The sequence below is a fragment of the Ochrobactrum sp. RH2CCR150 genome, from assembly GCA_014138095.1.
Lineage (GTDB): Bacteria > Pseudomonadota > Alphaproteobacteria > Rhizobiales > Rhizobiaceae > Brucella > Brucella gambitense.
Window position 1 is genome coordinate 147,642 of sequence record JACGXE010000010.1, and the last position, 20,297, is coordinate 167,938.

A 20,297-nucleotide genomic window follows, 5' to 3' on the forward strand; every position below is an offset into this window, starting at 1 on the left:
TCTTCTCTAACGAATATTCTAGAAACGCAGGCCCAGATTCACAGTGGCCGTGTGACCAACCGTGTCGTCGCTCCATTGGCCTTGATAACCAAAGGTCAAACGTGTGGTGTTCTTGGCATCGTAGAATGTCAGACCAGTGTCCACACGCCCGGTCAGGTCGCCAGTCTGGCTATAATTGCGGAATGTACCGTCCGCACTGCTCGCACCAGCGAAGGTTGCGTTGATGAAGACGTCATTCTTATTGGCAAAGCTGACCTCGCCACGCAGATAAGCCTGCATCCACAATGTGCTGGTGATCTGTGTCTCGACGCCCACTTCAAGCGATGGCGTTGCCGCCAACACCCATTGACCCGTGCTGTCCAGCTCCAACCCGTAATTGGTGTTGTTTTCCGAAGCGCTGCCCGAATAGATATAGCTGGCATCGAAATCGAGCGCAGGTCGCAGATAGACGGCACCACCATCGGGTCGATAGTGATAGGCGGATCCTAGCCTGAAATTGGCCTGGCTAATCCGTTGTTTCGCGGTCGCCGTTCCCCCGATCACGAGATCCCCACCGGGCAAAGCGCCATAAATATCGATCAGACGTGTGCTGTCATATTGCGCTGTCGCGCCATTGAGAATTCCGTAAAGCTCCCACGGACCCTTATACTTCGACAGAGATACACCCAGCATTGCCCGCTGGCCGTCTGCCGAAAAGCGGTCGCCGCTCGTCAGACTGAAATCTTCAAAGCCCGTTCCGAAGCCCAGATAGAGATCCTCCTTGAGAGGCATACGAACACCGGCATATAGGCCGGCGGTCTGCGTATCGAAGCTTCTATACTGAAACGAGGAGTTGCGATCCAACGTGCTGGCACTGCCTGTGAACCAGTAACAACTATGATCATCTCCCATACGGGCTGCGAAATTGTCGTAGCCGCAATCAGCCATCGTTCGCGCAAAGCGATAACCGGACTGCAAGGCGTCAACCTGCGTCGTGGCATAGTCCTCCGAGCCAAGATTGTCGACCGCATTGAGGACTTCGGCACTGGTCTGCATGTTGGCAATCAGTGCGAACATCGGTCCCATACTGGTTGAACCCTGTCCCGACAGCACCCGTGCGATATGTTCTGCGGTATTGGTCTGATTGCGGTTCATGCCGGGCATATGGAAATCGGCATGTGGGATCAGGTCGATAGTGCTACCGTCACCAGTCGGTCCATTCAACCCGATTTCATAGCTCATCACGGCAGTACCAAGCACCGTCGTACCGGCATTGGCGGTTGTTCCGCCTGCATTGATGAGCACCAGCGGACGTAAACGGTCCAACTGATGGAGCACCGGATTCACTGTGCCGGCAATGGTGGCATTGCCGGTGACATTGATCAGATCACTCGCGCCGCCAGCGGCTGTATCCTGACGGAAATAGACATCTGCCGTGTAGGCCGCCGTGCTGCCGAATGTCAAAGAACCGTTGACTGCGGTCGTCTGGCTGACATTTTCGGTCACCTGCAGATCCGAAGCAGCCATACGGGCGCTCAGGGCTGTATTTGGCACATAATAAGCGACGCCGCCCAGAGACAGATTGCCGTCGATAGTCAATTGACCCGACGCGCCAAGATTAACTTCATCCTGGGCGTAGAAGGTTGCACCTTGCTGAACCGTTACGCTGTTGGTGCCGCCACCGAGATCGATGTTACCAACCGCGCGGCCATTCAGCGTCACTTGTTCGGAACCGCTTCCTCCACTGATGATACGATTATTGAGCGCCATCAGGAAACTGTCGGAATAAAGAGACAGCGTATTGGCCATCCCGCCATCTATCATGATGGCGGCTGTTTTGGAGGCGATGCTGTCGGCAGAACGTCCGTCGCTGCCACCGACTATAACGCCGTTCAGTGCAATATCGATATCGCCTGCGCCGTCGTTGCCTTCAGATTGCGCCAATACGGCAATGCCGCGTTCACCAAGCGACAGAATATTTCCTGTCAGATCAAGCGCAAGGCTTCCGCCACTGCCTGCGCCGCCAGCGCTACCATGGAACAAACCGTCGACACTGCCGCCACCGCCACCGAGGCTTTGTGCCAATACGCCGATCGAGTCCTTACCCATCACCATGACGTTGCCGTTATTGGTGAAATCGATTGCACCGCCACTACCGCCATTACTATCCGACAGCAGCAGATTGACAGCCGATGGCGCCAGATCCGTTCCAACCAGACCACCGCCGCCGCCAATACTTTGCAGAACAAAGCCGTGGGAGCGGTCACCTGTTGTCGTGATATCGCCGCTATTCTGGAGGGTGATGGCTCCACCATCGCCGGTTGAGCCATCGCTTGCGCCAAGAGTAATCGTGGCCTGATCGAGGCTGGTCAGATAGACTTCACCGCCACCTGCACCGATGGACTGAACGATCTGACCGCTGGCATTATCGCCTAGCGTGCTGACTGTGCCGCTCAGGTTTAGGGTGATATCGCCGCCATTGTTGCGGAAGGAAGGATCTGCGCCGAGCGTAACCACTGCGTTGCGCTGACCGGAGCTTCCGCTACCCGATGCACCTGCAATGATCATGCGCCCACCGCCGCCGCCGATAGATTGCGCGAGACCGCCGCTGGAAAGATTGCCGAGTGTCGTGACATCTCCAACACGATTGGCAGTCAGATCACCGCCTGAAGCATCATCTGTGTTGATTGCGCCCAGCATCGCGCTCAGGGCGATATCACCATTGCTGAGCGCGCCGAGTGTCGTCGTCGACATACCGCCGCCGCCGCCGATGCTCTGGAGCAACATGCCCGCCGAACGATCTGACGTAGTGACGATATCACCGTTGTGCGTCTGGTTCACCGATGCTCCTGCATTTCCATCCACGTCATTGCCGCCCAGCGACAACGAGCTGCTCAAGGACGCAACTGATGCGCCGCCCGCGCCTTCTTCCGAAGCTGCCGCGAAATCGAGGAATGTATCCACATTGCCGCCGCCGCCATTCACCGACTGGCTGAATATGGCCTGACTGCCTGCACCGGTGACAATGATGTCGCCCGTACTGTTGACCGTGACTATGCCTGCGGTGCCTTGTGTTCCAAGGCGTGCGCCAAGCACTGTCGAGATGACGTAATCTGCCGCCACGACGGCCGGAGTGGAGATTGAAAGCGCAGCATTGCCGCCGCCACCACCGACCGACTGCGCGAAAATGCCATAGCTGTTCTCGCCGCTGACACGGATCGTGCCACTGTGGTTGACCGTGACATTCCCACCGTCTGCGCCATCGCCGCCTGCGCCGCCAATAGCGATCTTGGAGTAGGATTGGCCTCTCGCCTGATTGACCAGATCATTCAACGACAATGCAACCGCCATGCCGCCATTGCCGCCGCCACCGCCAATGGATTGGGCCAGCACGCCATAAGACTGTGCACCCGATACGCTGATTTCGCCAGTGTTGGTAACTGTGACATCGCCAGCCGCATTACCGCTGCCACCGGAACCGCCGATATTCAGCGCCATGGTCGGATTGGCTTCCGTTCCCTTCTGCAGGGCCAGACTACCGGTTATCGAGTAACCACCATTGCCGCCGCCGCCGCCAATGGACTGAGCCAGGATACCATGCGCCTTGTCGCCACGGGTAACAATGAGGCCGTCATTGACGACATTGACCGCACCGCCGGTACCGCCCGTGCCACCAGCCCCGCCGATACCGAGCTGCAAGCCCTGCTCCGTATTGGCCGTGCTGGCAGGTTTGGTGACCGTAACGGAAAGAACCTCACCGCCATTACCGCCGCCGCCGCCAATTGATTGGGCGAAGATACCGTGGCCTTCGTCGCCATCGGTTATAATTCTAGCGTCAAAGGCGTTGAAAACGTCCACAGTGCCACCGGCACCGCCAGTACCACCAGCCCCACCGATCAACAGCGCATTGCGTGTGCTGTTATCGGCATCACTACCAGCAATGATGTTGCGAACATGCTGAGCGTCACCCCCGCCGCCGCCAACAGCCTGGGCAAAAATGCCTGCCGCCTGCTTGCCCTGCGTACCGATATCGCTAGTGTTCGTCACGCTGACATTGCCGGAAACAGCACCCGTGCCCCCTGTGCCGCCAATTGCAAGCGTCGACGTGCTGGCAATGGTCGAGCGAAGATTGACAATCGTATTCTCGACCAAGCCGCCTTTGCCGCCGCCGCCGCCAACAGATTGCGCCATGATGCCATGAGCGCCATCTCCAAGGGTGGTGAGAACGCCGCCATTTGCGACGGTGACATCTCCGGAAGACATGCCATCGCCGCCAGACCCGCCGATATTAATCGAAGTCGTTGTGCCGATTTCGGTGCCTTTAACCAGGTTCTTGATAATACCAAGCGGAGATGTACCCGCTTTTGCATAGCCACCTGTACCACCGGCACCACCAACGGACTGGGCCAGAATACCAATCGAGCCGCTGCCCTCAGTTGCAATGCGCGCAGTGCTCGCCACATCGACATCGCCTGACGTGCCACCACTTCCGCCCGTGCCGCCAATATTCAACGAATAGGACGTCGCCTTCCCGGCCGAGCCGGTTGCACCGCCGCCATTGCCGCCGCCGCCGCCAACAGATTGCGCGAAGATGCCATGCGAGTCGTCGCCAAGCGTATACAACAAGCCATCGGCTTCGACCGACACATTGCCTGAAGTGCCGCCTTGACCGCCTTCCAGACCAACGCTGACCGAGAAACTGCTGCCGGTCTTGTCGCCATCTTTCGGTGTCGTCAAGGAGACTGATGTTGCCGAGGAATTGCCGCCACCGTTGCCGATCGACTGCGCAAACAGAGCATGCGATCGGTCGCCTTGTGTACGTATCAGACTGTCGCTTCTCACCGTGACGTCGCCAGCGGAACCGCCAGTACCGCCAACACGGCCAATGGTGATGCCGATATTGCCATCTTCGCCACCTGTGGAGAGCACGTTATAGCCGGCATTACCGCCGCCGCCGCCAACCGATTGCGCGAAAATGCCGTGCGCGTCATCACCAAACGTATCAACGATGCCGGTATTATCAACCGTGACATTACCTCCTGTGCCGCCAGCGCCCGTACCGCCGCCGATAGCCATGCCGAAACCCTTGTTCTTGGAAGCATCTCCCGTTTCAAAGACCAGCCCGGCATTAAATGCAGCGTTACCGCCGCCGCCGCCAAGCGATTGTGCGAAGACGCCGTAGCTTCCGTCCTGAAGGGTAACAATATCGCCAAAATGGCTGATATCCACCTGACCGCCATTGCCCGCATTGCCCGCAGAACCACCGACCGCGATGATTGCGGAATTGACAGTTTTATTGCTCCCGCTGCCGCCCCCACCGGTCGAGGTTTCGGCCTTATCAAGCGTGTCCGTAATGCCGGTAACCGCTGACGAATCCACACCGTTATTGACGGTTTCCTTGCGGTCGCCAGCAGAACCGCTATCGCTACCGGAGCCAGTGGTTTTGCTTATACCGAGAACTGCGTTGATCCCGGCATCACCACCGCCACCGCCAATACTGCTTGCTTCGATACCATGCGCACCAACGCCGTCGGTCAGGATCAGTCCCGCCGACTGAAGCGAAGTTCCTCGTGTGACAGTGACATTGCCTGCATTGCCGCCGCTGGTGCCTGTACCACCAATGCCGATACCGACCGGCGTGCTGTCCTTGGTCGCGACTGCTGTTACATTGATACCACCAGTACCGCCGCCACCGCCGACCGACTGCGCAAGGATACCGCGGGAGTGATAGCCGTTCGTTGAGATGTCACCGTTTGAAACAACATCGACGTTGCCAGCATCGGCACCCACACCGCCATAGCCACCAAGCCCTGCAACGATACTGAGATCGGTTGCACCGCCGGAACTGTTGGAACTGCCCCAGTTCAACTGTCCGCTGACATTGAGCGCGCCATTACCGCCGCCGCCACCGATAGATTGCGCCAGAATGCCGTGCTTCCAGTTACCCTCGACCGCAATGGTGCCTTCGTGGTCAACGCTGACATCGCCCGATACGTTGCCTGCACCGCCCGAGCCGCCAACACCAAATGTAACTGATGGGATCTTGCCGTCTTTGCTGAGGGCTATACCGCCTGAGACGTTCAGCCCACCATTGCCACCGCCACCGCCGATGGATTGCGCCAGAATACCAGCCGAACCTTCTGTGTCAGGTAGTTTGTCATCGCTATTAAACAATCCGAGGTCGACGAAGAGCGACTTGAGACCGAATGAATCGACCAATCCTGTTGTGGTGTCGACCACCGAGTTACCCAACACATCGCGCAGTTTTGTTTCAAAGCTCTGGTCGGTCGGTTTTCCGAAATCGCTGGGATCCGTCGTGACCTGAATGTCGGCGCGCGCAGTAACGGTGACATTGTCCGCGCGGCCCGCATTGCCGCCCATACCGCCAACACCGACGATCAGCGATGTATCCGAAACGATCCCGCCAGAAACATTCATGCCACCATTGCCGCCACCGCCGCCAATGGACTGTGCGAGGATGCCCGAACGTCCCGTACCATGGGCAAGGATGGTGCTACCATCCCCGACATTAACATCGACCGTACCCGCATCGCCACCGACACCGCCAAAGCCACCAACGCCGATCAGCACGCCGTAGGACTTGCTGTTATCGGATTGGCCTTCACCGGGCTTGCTGCTGATTGCGACGCCACCGCTGACATTCAGGCCGCCATCACCGCCGCCGCCGCCGATGGATTGCGCAACCAGACCATCCGCGCCTTGCGTTTCATTGAGCGTGACGCTGCCATCGCTGTTGATGGTGCGTGGCAGCGCGGTCAGCGCGCCTGTATAGGAAAGGCTGACAGCTCCTGCATCGCCGCCACCGCCGCCAAAGCCGCCGACACCAGCGGAAACGGAAAAGATCGTGCTTGATCCGGATGGCTTAGTCAAAGCCAAAGAACCTGAAATATTGGTACCGCCGACACCGCCACCGCCGCCAAGGCTTTGAGCCATCAGACCGGTAGAACGGTCGCCGAATGTATTGACTGTTCCGATCACATCGAGATCAACAGACCCGGCATTGCCACCCGCGCCGCCAAACCCGCCCAGACCAAGCGATACCGCCGCGCCCGATTGACCCGTGACGCTGACTGCGCCTGAAACATTCAGGCCGCCCGTACCGCCACCACCGCCAACCGACTGTGCCATCACGCCTATGCTCTGATCACCAATGGTGGTGATGTTGTCATGGTCAGCCGTTACACGGACTTTACTTGTTACGTCGCCCGCATTGCCGCCACCGCCGCCGAAACCGCCCAAGCCGAGTGATGCTGCGCCGCCACTTTGTTGCGTGAGGTTGACCGTGCCGGAGACATTCATCCCCCCATTGCCGCCGCCGCCGCCAAGGCTTTGCGTCACAATGGCCGAGCTTCTGTCGCCGATGGTGAGGACGCCGCCGGTCACATCCGACGCCGTCAGAGCCCCTGCATCAGCACCCGCACCACCAAATCCACCCAGACCAAGCCCGACAGCCGCACTTGTCTGACGCGACAAAGATACGGCTCCACTGACATTGAGACCGCCATTGCCACCGCCGCCGCCGAGGCTTTGGCTGAGAATACCGATAGAGTCGTCGCCCAGTGTTTGAACGTAGCCGATAACCGTCTGATCAACGGACCCTGCAACACCGCCATCGCCGCCAAAGCCGCCGATACCCAATCCAAGAGATCCGGAAAATTGCGGCGCGACCGAAAGACCGCCGGAGATATTGATGCCACCATTACCGCCGCCGCCGCCAAGGCTTTGTGCGACGATACCCGACGAACGGTCGCCGAACGTGAAGACATTGCCTGAATAGCTGCCGGTGACATCGCCAGCATAGCCGCCAGAACCGCCGAAACCGCCAATACCGACAGCTGCAACACCTGAACCGTTGCCCGCAATACTGACCGCACCGCTAATGTTGATACCGCCATTGCCACCGCCACCACCAACAGACTGAACCAGCACGCCGGTCGAATCCACGCCAAGCGTGACCACATCACCGGTAAAATCATTGGTCGCGGTATCTGCGTGACCACCGTCACCGCCAAAGCCTCCGATGCCAATGCCGACAGCACCGCTGTTCTGCGCAGCCAGACTAACGGCACCGGAAACATTGATCCCGCCATTACCGCCGCCGCCGCCAAGCGATTGCACCACTACACCAGCGGAACGATCCCCCTGGGTGACGACATTTCCGGTCATTTTTCCAGCAGCGGTCCCAGCATCGCCGCCACCACCGCCCGAGCCGCCAATGCCGATGCTGGCCGCACCCGATCCATTGCCTGAAAGGCTGACGACACCGGCGATATTGATTGCGCCATTGCCACCACCGCCACCGGCGGACTGGACGACCACACCGCTCGCATCATCGCCCGACGTTTGGACATTGCCGTTGATCGTGCTGTCTGCTGCGGCGGCGTTGCCGCCATCGCCACCACTGCCACCCAGTCCAACGGCAACACCGCCAGCGCCTGTACCGGCTGCTGTCACTGTTCCCGATACATTGAGACCGCCGTTGCCGCCGCCGCCGCCAAGTGACTGGACGACCACGCCGCCAGAGCCGTTACCTTCCGTAATAACATCGCCGGTGAGAACCGATGTGGCATTGCCCGAAGCGCCGCCAGCGCCACCTGAACCGCCGATGCCGACAGACGCACCGCCGGCCCCGGTTCCTGCGACTGCAACCGTCGCCGAAACATTCATGCCGCCATTACCGCCGCCGCCACCAAGTGACTGAACGAGCAGGGCCGTCGAGTTGTCGCCGATTGTGGTGAGATTGCCTGTGACCTTGCTGCCAACTGTACCACCTGTGCCGCCTGCTCCCGCACTACCGCCGAGACCGACACCGACTGCACCCGATCCGGTTCCCGCACCGGTACCGGCTGCCGAGACATTGAAGCCGCCATTACCACCGCCGCCGCCAATCGATTGTGCGACAACAGCCGACGATTGGGCACCATGAGTCAGCACATCATTTTCAACCGTCAGGTTGACCGTGCCACCGTTACCGCCGCCAGCGCCGCTACCGCCTAGACCGACCGAGATCGCACCTGCTCCCGTACCTGCACCGGATACCGTTGGCGTGATATTGAAACCGCCATTACCGCCACCGCCGCCAACCGACTGCGCCAGGACACCTGTTGAAGCATTGCCGCGCGTTTCAATATTCGCCGTCGTGTGGGCGGTTACCGTTGAACCATTACCGCCGCCAGAACCACTACCACCAAGTCCGACGCCGACCGAACCTGCACCAACACCTGCAACGGACAGCCCGGCACTGACATTGAAGCCACCATTGCCACCGCCGCCGCCAATTGACTGTGCAACGAAGCCAGATGACGCAAAGCCCTCCGTCAGAATCTCTCCGTTCGATGTCGCGTTGACCGCGCCACCGTTGCCGCCACCCGCACCATGGCCACCGAGGCCCACGCTGACCGTTCCGGTTCCAGTTCCGGCACCGGCAATCGATCCGGAGACATCGAAACCACCGTTACCGCCGCCGCCGCCGATGGACTGCGCGACAACGCCTGACGAACGATCCCCTTGCGTCCAGACATAGCCGTTGCTGGTAAGCGTGACTGTATCGCCCTTAGCGCCCGTGCCACCACTACCGCCCAATCCGACGCTGACCGCACCGCTGCCGACACCCGATCCGCTCACAGCACCGGAAACATTAAACCCGCCATTGCCGCCACCGCCGCCGACAGATTGCGCCAGAATGGCGGTGGAGTCTTTACCTTCGGTCGTTACGTTTCCGTCGACCGTTGCCGTGACCGTGGAACCGTCGCCGCCGCTACCGCCCGAACCGCCAAGTCCGACCGAAACCGAACCGCTTCCAGCACCCGCTCCAGACAAGGTTCCCGATACGGAGAAACCTCCATTACCACCACCGCCGCCGATCGATTGCATCACGACGCCCGCGGCGCGTTCGCCTTCAGTTCCAACATCGTTATTGATATGGGCGGTCACCGCGCCGCCCTTACCGCCAGCACCAGCTGAACCACCAAGTCCAACGGACACCGCGCCTGCACCGGCACCCGCGCCAGCACCACCAGCTGCAACAGAGAACCCGCCATTGCCGCCGCCGCCGCCAATCGACTGGATCAAAATTGCGCCGGAGTCGTCTGCCTCCGTCGTAACAACGGCATCCACCTGAGCATTCACCGCGCCGCCGTTGCCACCGCCATCAGCCGAACCGCCAACGCCAACGCTGACTGTCCCGGCACCGGCGCCACCACCCGCAAGCCCCGCTGCGATTGAATAACCACCGTTACCGCCACCACCGCCGATTGACTGGGCAACAACCGCAGTCGAAAACTGACCGGTCGTGCGGATCAGGTCGCCACCGGCGATAAGGTCGACCGCGCCACCGGTACCGCCGCCCGCACCACTTCCACCTACGCCGACACTAATATTTGCCGCAACGCCTGCGCTGCCCGCAACACCGGCTGCAATGCTACCGCCGCCGTTACCGCCGCCGCCGCCAATCGATTGAGCAATCAGAGCAGACGAGCTGTTGCCGCGTGTCGTAATATCGGAATCCGTGTAAACACGCACCAATCCGCCACTGCCGCCAGCGCCTGCTGAGCCACCAATGCCTACGGACAGATTACCGGAAAAGAGGAGAGACCCGCCGCCCGTTGCAGCCACCGCGAGACCACCGTTACCGCCGCCACCACCAACCGATTGAAAAATCATACCGGCGGAGCGCTCGCCCGTGGTCACAACACTACCGGAGAAGCCCGGCGCGACCAGATTGCCGCTTCCATCGACGGTGCCGACAAGGACTTCACCGCCCTTACCACCTGCGGCGCCTGATCCGCCAACGCCGACAGCCAAAGAACCCGAAACCGGGCCCCCAGCCGCTGCGACTGAAACCGCGTAACCGCCATTACCGCCGCCGCCGCCGACGGATTGCAGTATGATGCCTGCCGCATCCGCACCACCGGTCTGGATAGCGGCATCACCACTACCGGCCAATATAGCAGTTCCGCCGTCGCCACCGACACCACCCGATCCGCCCACGGAAACAGAAGCAGCACCGAAAGCACCGACTGCCACGCTGACAGCGCCGCCGCCATTACCGCCACCGCCGCCAATGGACTGCGCGAATACGCCGGTTGACCGGTCTCCGGTCGTTACAATCCGGGAAGGCTGGCTGGCATCTGTGTCGGAAAGCGTCACATTGACCTGACCGCCAGCACCACCCGTACCGCCTGCGCCGCCGACCGCAACGCCAACAAAGGCCCCTACTGCACCAGACGAGCCGCCATTACCGCCGCCGCCGCCAATCGATTGGGCTAGGATGCCCATTGCATCCTGGCCGCCGGTCGTGATGACGCCGTCATTGGTCACGCTAACCGCTGCCCCGTCCCCGCCGCCGCTGCCGCTGCCGCCAACCGCGACCATACCTCCGGTCGAACCACCATCACCACCACCGCCGCCAATCGACTGCGCGATAATCCCGCGAGCGCCGTCACCTTCGGTAACGATACGACCAAGATTGCTAACAGAAACGGCCGACCCGCTACCGCCCTTCGAACCGTTTCCGCCAATGCTCACCAGACCGTAGGCGTTTGTCCCCTGACCGCCGGAGCCGCCAATGGATTGTGCCATAATGCCATCGGCGAGATCGCCTTTCGTATAGATCGATCCGGTTCCCGCATTCGTCACACTGACTTCACCACCGGATCCGCCGTTGGAGCCCACGCCCCCAAGTGCCAACGCAACCAGACCTGCCGCCGTACCACCAGCACCGCCGCCACCGCCAATCGACTGCGCCATGATCCCGCGTGAAGCCAAACCATGCGTTTCAATGGTGCCGCCATTCGTGACGTTAACCTCGCCGCCGCTACCGCCATTGTCGGCACTGCCTATGAGCGAAACCAACAGGTTGCTACTCGCCCCTGCAGATCCCCCGGTACCACCGATGGATTGTGCAAAGATGCCGTTTGAGAAGTCTTTCTCTGTCAGGATGGTCGCACCGGCGAAGGTTTTGACGTCAACCTGCCCGCCATTCCCGCCATAACCACCGTCGCCCGCAGTACCGACAAGCCCCCACTGATCGCCACCTTGACCGCCATTATTGCTGACGCTCAGAGCATAGATGCCGTGGGCATTCGTTCCGTTGGTGGATATCGCACCGTATTGGTTGACCGTAACCTGCCCGCCATTGGAGGAATGACCGCCAGTGCCGCCGCCAGGTGCAGCATAACCACTGCCGCCGTCTCCGGCTTCGCCGCTCCGGCTATAAGCAAATATGCCATAATGATTATCGCCGCTTGTCTGAATCGTGCTTGATGCAGCCTGCGTCGCAAGAACAGTTCCGCCAGCGCCGCCATCACCACCATCGCGACCGCTCCAGAAACTGGCATAAGAATTACCGCCTTTACCGCCATTTCCGCCGACGCTGCCGATTTCCCAACCCACATTGGAAGTCGCGTTGACATTTGTCGCTAAGGTTTTCTCGTTGGTTGGTCCGGTCGCGCCATCCCCACCTGAGGATGGCGGAACGAACAGCGCCCCGGCCCGACCATTGCTGCCATTTTTGCCGTAGTTGACTTGCTTTACGCCATTGGGTCCATTCACATCGACCGGCGGAGTGAGCGTTCCTTGAGTGTCAGAACCACTGAAATTGGCTTCAAAATCTGTGGTCTCCTGACCAAGTGGGATCTCTACACTCCCAGATGCAGTGGCACTGGTGACCACAGCCTGACCGCCGGTAATAGAGGCGACCGCAAAAGCGACAGGCGGCGCGTCGCCGTTATAGAAAACTTCGCCAGCGGATTTTACCAGGAACGTATAGCCATCCTGGGTCTGAACAAATGCAGTCGTTCCAGCTGTCGCCGTCCCCGCGGGGTCAACGACCAATGCAGTGACGGTGGTCTCCTCCCCAGTCAGTGGATTTGTTACCGTTTGACCAGGCACCGATGTCTTCGACGGTGCAGGCGGCGGGTCAGCAGCAAAAACTGTGGAACTACCAACCGCGAGGTAGATACCTGCCATAACCGCAAACTGCACCGGCAAACCCGCCGACGACTGATGCCCACGCGCACGCTTCCTGTTTTTCATGACGGTCCCACCCGGTCCCGCTGCTGCCCCTCAACCTCCGCACGCCGCGGTCACGCGTGCAGAGTCGCAGTCCGATGTCTGAAAACTAGAAACTGATCTTGGAATGCCCCAGTATCGACCATAGAGACCTGACGACTCGGCCAGGAAAAACTATGTTCGATAATAATTACCAGCTTAATTGTGATAAACCGCATTGGCAAGATTATTATTCAAGCTATTACTCATTTAAGAATAGTCGCTATCAACCGTTGTAGATCGGCCAATTCTATACTTCGTATGCCGCCGGGTGGCGTGCGTCGACAACACTCCCGAAGCCTTTGAAAAATCACTCTTTCAGGCGAAAATTCCTGACATCTACGCCTTATAGCCGAGACGTTCCGAGATTTTGCGTGCGGCTTCGACGGTGCGCGCGATCTGTTCGTCCGTTGGCACTTCACCGACCGATTGAACCATGTCGACAATGCCTGTCGCCCCGCACACCATCCCCGATGCGTCGAATACCGGGCTTGCAAGCGTGTTCAATCCGAGAGCCGTCTCATGCGGCGCGACCGCCCAGCCATGTCGTCTGATTTCGGCAAACTCCTTCTCCAGCACAGCGGGTTCAATGATCGTGGAGGGGGTGAAGGCTTCGAGCTGCCCCGTGAGCACACGGGATTGAAATCCTGCTGACGAAAACGCCGCGGCAACCTTGCCCTGCGCAGAGCTATGAAACGATAAAAGCGACCCTACGCGCACGCCAATTTCAATTGGCGAGCGCCCGGGAACCGTCGCAATGACAAGCATCCCGTCCGGCGTGAGCTGGGAAGCGACAGCGGAATGTCCAAGCGCATCCCGCAGTGCAAGCAGCGGATCATAAGCGGCGTGCACCATGCCCGCATTGTCAGACACCGACTGCACCAATGAAACCAGCCTGTGACCGACCTCGTAGCGCTCGGAATCCTCGTGTTGAAACACATAGCCCTGGCGCACGAGCGTCTGCAGATGTCGATGAATACGGCTTTTGCTGGTGCCTAATGCTTTAGCAAGGCTGGTCACGCCGACGCCCTTTGCGGTGCGCACGACCTGTTCCAATACCTGCATTGTTAGAACGACAGACTGAAGGCTGCCACCGTCTTTTTCATCGTCATCGACCATGCCAGATCCTCAATCGATATTCTTTGCACGTTTATACAGAGCGATTCTCACTATGAAAACAACCGGACAGACGGCCCAAGCAACCTTAGCGCTCCCGCGCATTCAATGTCTTACCCTCCCCCTCCGCCGCCAAGGAAACGAGCACCCAATCATACCACTTGACACCGATAGTCGATTGCTTGATAAAAATCAGAACAAAGTTCCGCTGAACGGAACATTGTGATTGAGGAGGATGGAATGACGACCGCTGACACAACTTCTGCCGATGAGCTTCATCATCAAATCAATGATATTCTGCGCGGCGGCGTTGATCCGCATGTCCATAGCGGTCCGTCAATTGCCCCAAGAGCTCTGGATCATCTCGAACTGGCGCGCCAGTTGTCAGAGGCTGGTTTCATAGCAGCTGTCACCAAGGATCACGATTATTCCGGCGTCGTAGCGGCGCAGCTGATCCGAAAGCACCACCCGGAACTCACGACGAAGATTTATTCGAGCATTGTGCTCAACAATGTTGTTGGCGGGCTTAACCCCTATGCGGTCGAGCATACCGCAGCGCTAGGCGGGAAAATCGTGTGGCTTCCCACGCTGGCCGCTGAAAATCATCTCCGCTGGGAAAAGACATCCGGCTGGGCGCACCCTGCCTCCACCCAGAAAATGCGCCCGGCAACGGCCGTTCCGCTTTTCGATGCCGACGGTAGAATGCTTCCCGAACTTCTCGATGTCCTTGATGTTATTGCGGCCAACGACATGGTGCTTGCAAGCGGCCATATTCATGTGTCGGAAACCAGAACCGTTTTCGCAGAAGCGTTGAAGCGTGGCGTCAAACGCCTGGTCTTTACCCATCCTGAAGACATCGTTGGCGCAACACCTGAGGATGCCCGCGAGATTGCCGACATGGGTGCCTATGTCGAACATTCTCTGGCCTTCTTCCTCGACGGCTCGAAATTTCAGACACGCGACAGGCAGGATTTCCGGGCGCATATCGATGCCGTCGGTACGTCTCGCACCATTCTTTGCTCGGACCTTGGGCAGGTTGGAACCTATAGCCCCCTGGAAGGCTTCCGTCGCGGCGTCACGACCTGCCTTGAGCTTGGCTACCGCGATGGAGACATTCACGACATGGTGGCGCAAAACGCCGCCGATGTTCTCGGACTGAACGGCTGAGCAATCGATTGCTCCGGCCCACCCTGACAAAGAGGATCAGGGACAATAATCGCCTTTGGGAACAGCCGGGTGCAATGAGACCCGACTTTGGGAGGACAACATGTTTCAATGGTATCGCGAGCTCAACGCTCCCGAACGAAAGACCTTTCACGCTTGCTATGTCGGCTGGGCAACGGATGCGCTCGACACACAGCTCTTCAGCTTCTTGATCCCGACACTGGTAGCCTTATGGGCAATTACCAACAGTGAAGCCGGCTGGCTTGGAACATCGGCTCTGATTTCCTCGTCAATCGGTGGATGGATCGCCGGTATCATGTGCGACCGTATCGGCCGCGTCACCGTCATGAAGATCGCTATTGCCTGGTTCACTGTTTTTACGATTGCCAGTGGCTTCGCCAATTCCTACGAACAATTGCTTGTCGCCCGCATTCTGTCAGGCATTGGCTTCGGCGGTGAGTGGGCGGCTGGCGCGGTACTGATGGGCGAAGTGATCCGACCTGCCTATCGCGGCAAAGCGGTTGGCAATGTGCAAAGCGCCTACGCTGTGGGCTATGGCTTTGCCGCATTGTTGTCGTCAGTCCTGTTTGCTACCATGCCACCTGAAAATGCCTGGCGCTGGATGTTCTGGATCGGCGCGCTCCCGGCATTCTGGGTGTTCTGGGGATTGCGTGGCGTCGAGGAACCCGAAGTTTTTCTCAAGACCCGCAAGGCGCTTGCTGACCGTGGAGAGAAGATCAGTCCTTTTGTGATTTTCCACCCGCGCTATCTGAAGACAACAATCCTGTGTTCATTGCTGGCGCTTGGCATTCAGGGCGGAGGTTTTTCAATCCTGATCTGGCTACCAACCTTCCTCAAGTCGCATTACCAGATTTCATCGGTCACTGTTGGTTACTACGTCTTTGTCATGACCTTCGGCTCGTTCGTCGGCTATATCGTTGCTGCCTATCTTTGCGATCTGATTGGACGACGTCGCAATTTCTTCCTGTTCACAGTGCTGAACTGGATTATCATTCCGATCTTTCTTTATACCCCGCCGATGGGTGCACTCTCCCTCGTCATTAACTTCATGCTCGGCTTCTCGCTGCTCGGAATCTATGCCGCTCTTGGACCCTACTTCACGGAGCTTTTCCCCAACACGATCCGCGGTAACGGTCAGGCATTCTGCTATAATTTTGGCCGCGCTGCGGGTGCTTTCGGCCCCGCAATTGTCGGCATGATGGCGACCGGCAGTTTCCTGCCGCTGCGCGATGCAATGGCTCTGTGCGCCATGCTGGCCTACATCTTCGTCCTTGTGGCCGTTGCACTTCTTCCCGAAACCAACGGTCGCGATCTCAGCTTCGAGGATGACCAGCCAATTGCTGGAAAAGAAGACAGCACTGTCGGCGACGCCTCCGGAACACAAACAATTTGAGGATGTGTCAGGTGAAACAGCCTTCAGATAAAACACAACCAAGCTTACGGTCCCGTATCCGGAACGGTGAACTGCTGATCGGCAGTTTCATCAAGACGCCCGCACCGCATATCGTTGAGATTCTCGGCTTTGCGGGCCTCGATTTTGCAGTCGTCGATCAGGAACATGCCCCGATCAGCATTGCGCAGATGGATATTCTGGCGTTAGCCGGACGTGCAGCAGGTCTACCGCTTCTCTCTCGTCGGTGGGGTAACTCCACCGACTGGATTGCCCCCCTACTCGATCTCGGTCTTGAAGGTGTCATGGTTCCTCATGTCATGGATGCGGCGCAGGCCGCCGCTGTCTGTGATGCTGTCCGCTTTTCCCGGGGCAAACGCGGCCTTTCTCCTTCGCCGCGCGCAGGCAACTACGGCAGTTATGGCATTGCCGAATATCGAACCCATTGTGATGCGCAAAACGTAGTGATGGCGCAAATCGAAGATCAAGCAGCGCTCGCTCGACTGGATGAAATCGCACAAGAACCGGATGTCGACGTGCTCTTCGTCGGCCCAGCCGATCTCTCTCAATCCATGGGGGTGGGTTTTCCGTCGACGGAACTTGATACAGCCATCGAAAAGGTTATCGACGCTGGCAAGAAAGCCGGCGTTGCTGTCGGACTATTTGTCGGTAATGCCGCTGATGTTCCGCGCTGGCACAAGCTTGGCGTCACCGTCTTCGTGTGCGGATCAGATCAGGCGCTGTTGCGCAAATCAGCAGCGCAAATGCTGGCAACAGCCAGGGAATGAAAGGAAACCCAATGTTTAAGGACAAGGATCCACGAGCAGACCTCTTTGCTGCCGCATCCAAGCCGAACCCCACGGGTCTCATCGCCGAAGAACAGCTGGCAGAGTTTTATGCCTCAGCTCCTGATCACACGGCTCCCGGCGAGCGCACTTGGTTCTTGCGAGGATGCAATTTCATTCTCGCCTATTCGGAGCTTGAACCGGGAACGGTATTGGAACGCAAAACCCAAGCCGACGAATATGTTCTTTATCTCGCAGACCAGAACCACATCGCCACGGTCGAATGGGGCGGCGTGACAACTGAGGTAGCAGGCAACTCGGTCACATTTATTCCGCCGGGTGACAGCCTTATTACCTTTCCAAATGGCGCAAACGTAGTCCGACTCTTCACAGTCGCATCCAAAGACCTCGTAGAAATGGCGCCAAATGCCCACGCCTACGACAAGTCTCGCAAACATATACCGCCCTTCCAGTCGTGGCCCCAGCCCGTTGGCGGGTGGAAGGTGCGCTCTTATTCGCTGGCGGTTCCCGACGAGCCGGGACGCTTTGGCCGAATTTTCCGCTGCACCACCTTCATGATCAATGCTCTCCCGGCCCAAAATGGCCCGCGCGACCCTGCCAAGATGTCGCCACATCATCATGATGATTTTGAACAATGTTCACTGGCATTGGCTGGGAGTTTTACTCACCATCTGCGTTGGGCTTGGACGACGGATATGAGTGACTGGAAACCTGATCAGTCTATAGAGGTCAAATCTCCATCAGCTCTCGTCATTCCACCGCCGGTTATTCACACAACACGGGCAACCAGTGAAGATCGCAATGATCTCGTAGATATTTTCTGTCCGCCACGCATGGATTTTTCGCTGAAGCCCGGCTGGGTCCTCAATTCTGACGACTACCCGATGCCGCAGGATGGTGCGCCCAAACAACCATAAACCGGTAGACGGCACTAGTTGATATTATACCCGCATATCCACATACGGCATGAAATTATGCCGTATGTGGACCAACTATCACTTTGTTTTTAAGCCTAACTGGCGCGTCAGCCAATCTGGCTTTATGGCAGCTCGAGAAAGTTCAAGGTCGGCAAATAGCCTTTCTTGCGACAGTTCCGGCATATCGGATGCACGCGGCGCTCCACTCGTGCGGCTGACATGCATCAACACCTGTTCGCAGAGAGCAACGTCCTGCCCGCCCTCATTCAGTATACGCATGAATAAGTGCATACGCTTGCGATCTGCATCCAGAACAGTCAAGTCCACACTCAACGCTTCACCGACATGACACTCTTTCAGATAACCAATACGGCTATCGAGCGTATACAGCGTGGCATTATTTGCCTCGCGATAAGTAGCGTCGATGCCAATTCGATCCATATAGGCAGTCGCGGCATCCGAAAAGACAATGCCATAGGCATAGTCCCCCATATGCCCGTTATAGTCGATCCAATTTGATGAGACGGACGTTCTATAGATGAATAAAGGGCCGCTCATTCTCACTTCCTCCGTTCAAACCAGGCATAGAACTCTCCGACGATACCTTTACGGAAGAGGATGACACATGCCATGAAGATGAGGCCTGTGACGATTGTGACGGGGAAGTCGGATGTTGCGAGATAATTCTGGAGGGCGACGACGAAGGCGGCGCCGACGATGGGTCCGATCAGCGTGCCGATGCCGCCAAGCAGCGTCATCAGGATGACCTCGCCCGACATCTGCCAGCCGACATCGGTCAGCGTTGCAAACTGGAAGACGAGCGCCTTCATGCCGCCCGCAAGGCCCGCAAGACCTGCCGACATCACGAATGCGGCCAGCTTGTACTGATTGACGGAATAGCCGAGCGATATGGCGCGGTTTTCATTCTCGCGCACCGATTTCAGGATCATGCCGAAGGGCGAGTTGGTGATGCGCCAGATGGCGAAGACCCCAAGCACGAACACAGCCAGCACAAAGTAATACATGTTCATCGGACTGTTGAGATCGATGAAGCCGAACAGATATCCGCGCGGCACGCCCTGCAAGCCGTCCTCACCATGGGTGAAGGCCGCCTGCAGACAGAAGAAGAAGAACATCTGCGACAGCGCAAGCGTGATCATGGTCGAATAGATGCCCTGACGGCGAATGGCCAGATAGCCGATGACAAGGCCAAGTGCGGCGGCGGCAAGAACACCGAGGATCAGCCCCACTTCCGGCGTCACGCCCCATTCCTTCACCGTATGCGCGGTGATATAGGCAGCGCCCCCGAAGAAGGCCGCATGGCCGAACGAGAGAATGCCGGTATAGCCAAGCAGAAGATTGAAGGCGGAGGCAAACAGCGCAAAGCACAGCATCTTCATCAGGAAGATCGGATAGACCACGAAGGGTGCGGCGGCCAGTGCGACGATGGCGATGACGAGAATGACCGCCGACAGGCTGTTGATCGCAGGCTTGCGGGATGAAGCGGTGCCATGGCTTGCAGCCGTTGCTTTAAGAGCAGTATCAGCCATATCAGGCCTCCTTCCCGAACAGTCCGGCGGGTCGCACCAGAAGGACGATAGCCATGATAACGAAGATGACGATGCTGGAGGCTTCCGGATAAAAGACCTTGGTGAGCCCTTCGGCCAGCCCCAGCACATAGCCGGTGATGATGGCGCCGAGGATCGATCCCATGCCGCCGACAACCACCACGGCAAAAACCACGATGATGATGTTGGAGCCCATCAGCGGGCTGACCTGATAGATCGGGGCCGCCATGATGCCGGCAACGCCTGCAAGACCCGCACCCAGCGC

8 protein-coding genes and 1 pseudogene are annotated in these 20,297 nt (G+C 58.4%); 4 read left to right on the forward strand and 5 right to left on the reverse strand.

Going from position 1 to position 20,297, the window contains the following annotated elements; translation table 11 throughout:
• Window positions 1-18: 18 nt before the first annotated feature.
• Complete coding sequence (locus FHW03_RS19055; RefSeq protein ID WP_182522065.1) at window positions 19-13,035, reverse strand: autotransporter outer membrane beta-barrel domain-containing protein; 13,017 nt, start codon at window positions 13,033-13,035, stop codon at window positions 19-21.
• Window positions 13,036-13,389: 354 nt separating this feature from the next.
• Complete coding sequence (locus FHW03_RS19060; RefSeq protein WP_182522046.1) at window positions 13,390-14,169, reverse strand: IclR family transcriptional regulator; 780 nt, start codon at window positions 14,167-14,169, stop codon at window positions 13,390-13,392.
• 237 nt (window positions 14,170-14,406) lie between these two features.
• On the opposite strand from FHW03_RS19060, the gene FHW03_RS19065 reads away from it, so the two are divergent.
• From FHW03_RS19065 to FHW03_RS19080, 4 genes are all read left to right on the forward strand, one after another.
• Window positions 14,407-15,333, forward strand: a complete 927-nt coding sequence (locus FHW03_RS19065; protein WP_182522047.1) for a DUF6282 family protein — start codon at window positions 14,407-14,409, stop codon at window positions 15,331-15,333.
• A 100-nt stretch (window positions 15,334-15,433) separates the two neighbouring features.
• Window positions 15,434-16,744 carry an MFS transporter gene (locus FHW03_RS19070; protein WP_182522048.1) on the forward strand — a complete coding sequence of 437 codons (1,311 nt, stop codon included), beginning with the start codon at window positions 15,434-15,436 and terminating at the stop codon, window positions 16,742-16,744.
• 11 nt (window positions 16,745-16,755) lie between these two features.
• Window positions 16,756-17,529: an aldolase/citrate lyase family protein gene (locus FHW03_RS19075; protein WP_210277333.1), complete on the forward strand. Its 774-nt coding sequence runs from the start codon at window positions 16,756-16,758 to the stop codon at window positions 17,527-17,529.
• Entirely contained in the window at window positions 17,526-18,464 is a 939-nt protein-coding gene (locus FHW03_RS19080; RefSeq protein ID WP_377515208.1) for a hypothetical protein, read from the forward strand. Before FHW03_RS19075 ends, FHW03_RS19080 begins: the two co-directional genes overlap by 4 nt.
• 78 nt (window positions 18,465-18,542) lie before the next feature.
• On the opposite strand, the gene FHW03_RS19085 is transcribed toward FHW03_RS19080, so the two are convergent.
• From FHW03_RS19085 to FHW03_RS19095, 3 genes and pseudogenes are all read right to left on the reverse strand, one after another.
• Window positions 18,543-19,022, reverse strand: a complete 480-nt coding sequence (locus FHW03_RS19085; protein ID WP_182522050.1) for a thioesterase family protein — start codon at window positions 19,020-19,022, stop codon at window positions 18,543-18,545.
• A 2-nt stretch (window positions 19,023-19,024) separates the two neighbouring features.
• Window positions 19,025-20,014, reverse strand: a complete 990-nt coding sequence (locus FHW03_RS19090; RefSeq protein WP_182522051.1) for a branched-chain amino acid ABC transporter permease — start codon at window positions 20,012-20,014, stop codon at window positions 19,025-19,027.
• A gap of 1 nt (window position 20,015) precedes the next feature.
• Window positions 20,016-20,297 (reverse strand): annotated as a pseudogene (locus tag FHW03_RS19095) (branched-chain amino acid ABC transporter permease); the annotation flags it as partial.

Bases quoted from the DNA above. Each gene is read 5' to 3' on its own strand.
- FHW03_RS19055 (WP_182522065.1), bottom strand. From the start codon at position 13,035: ATGAAAAACAGGAAGCGTGCGCGTGGGCATCAGTCGTCGGCGGGTTTG.
- FHW03_RS19060 (WP_182522046.1), bottom strand. From the start codon at position 14,169: ATGGTCGATGACGATGAAAAAGACGGTGGCAGCCTTCAGTCTGTCGTT.
- FHW03_RS19065 (WP_182522047.1), top strand. From the start codon at position 14,407: ATGACGACCGCTGACACAACTTCTGCCGATGAGCTTCATCATCAAATC.
- FHW03_RS19070 (WP_182522048.1), top strand. From the start codon at position 15,434: ATGTTTCAATGGTATCGCGAGCTCAACGCTCCCGAACGAAAGACCTTT.
- FHW03_RS19080 (WP_377515208.1), top strand. From the start codon at position 17,526: ATGAAAGGAAACCCAATGTTTAAGGACAAGGATCCACGAGCAGACCTC.
- FHW03_RS19085 (WP_182522050.1), bottom strand. From the start codon at position 19,022: ATGAGCGGCCCTTTATTCATCTATAGAACGTCCGTCTCATCAAATTGG.
- FHW03_RS19090 (WP_182522051.1), bottom strand. From the start codon at position 20,014: ATGGCTGATACTGCTCTTAAAGCAACGGCTGCAAGCCATGGCACCGCT.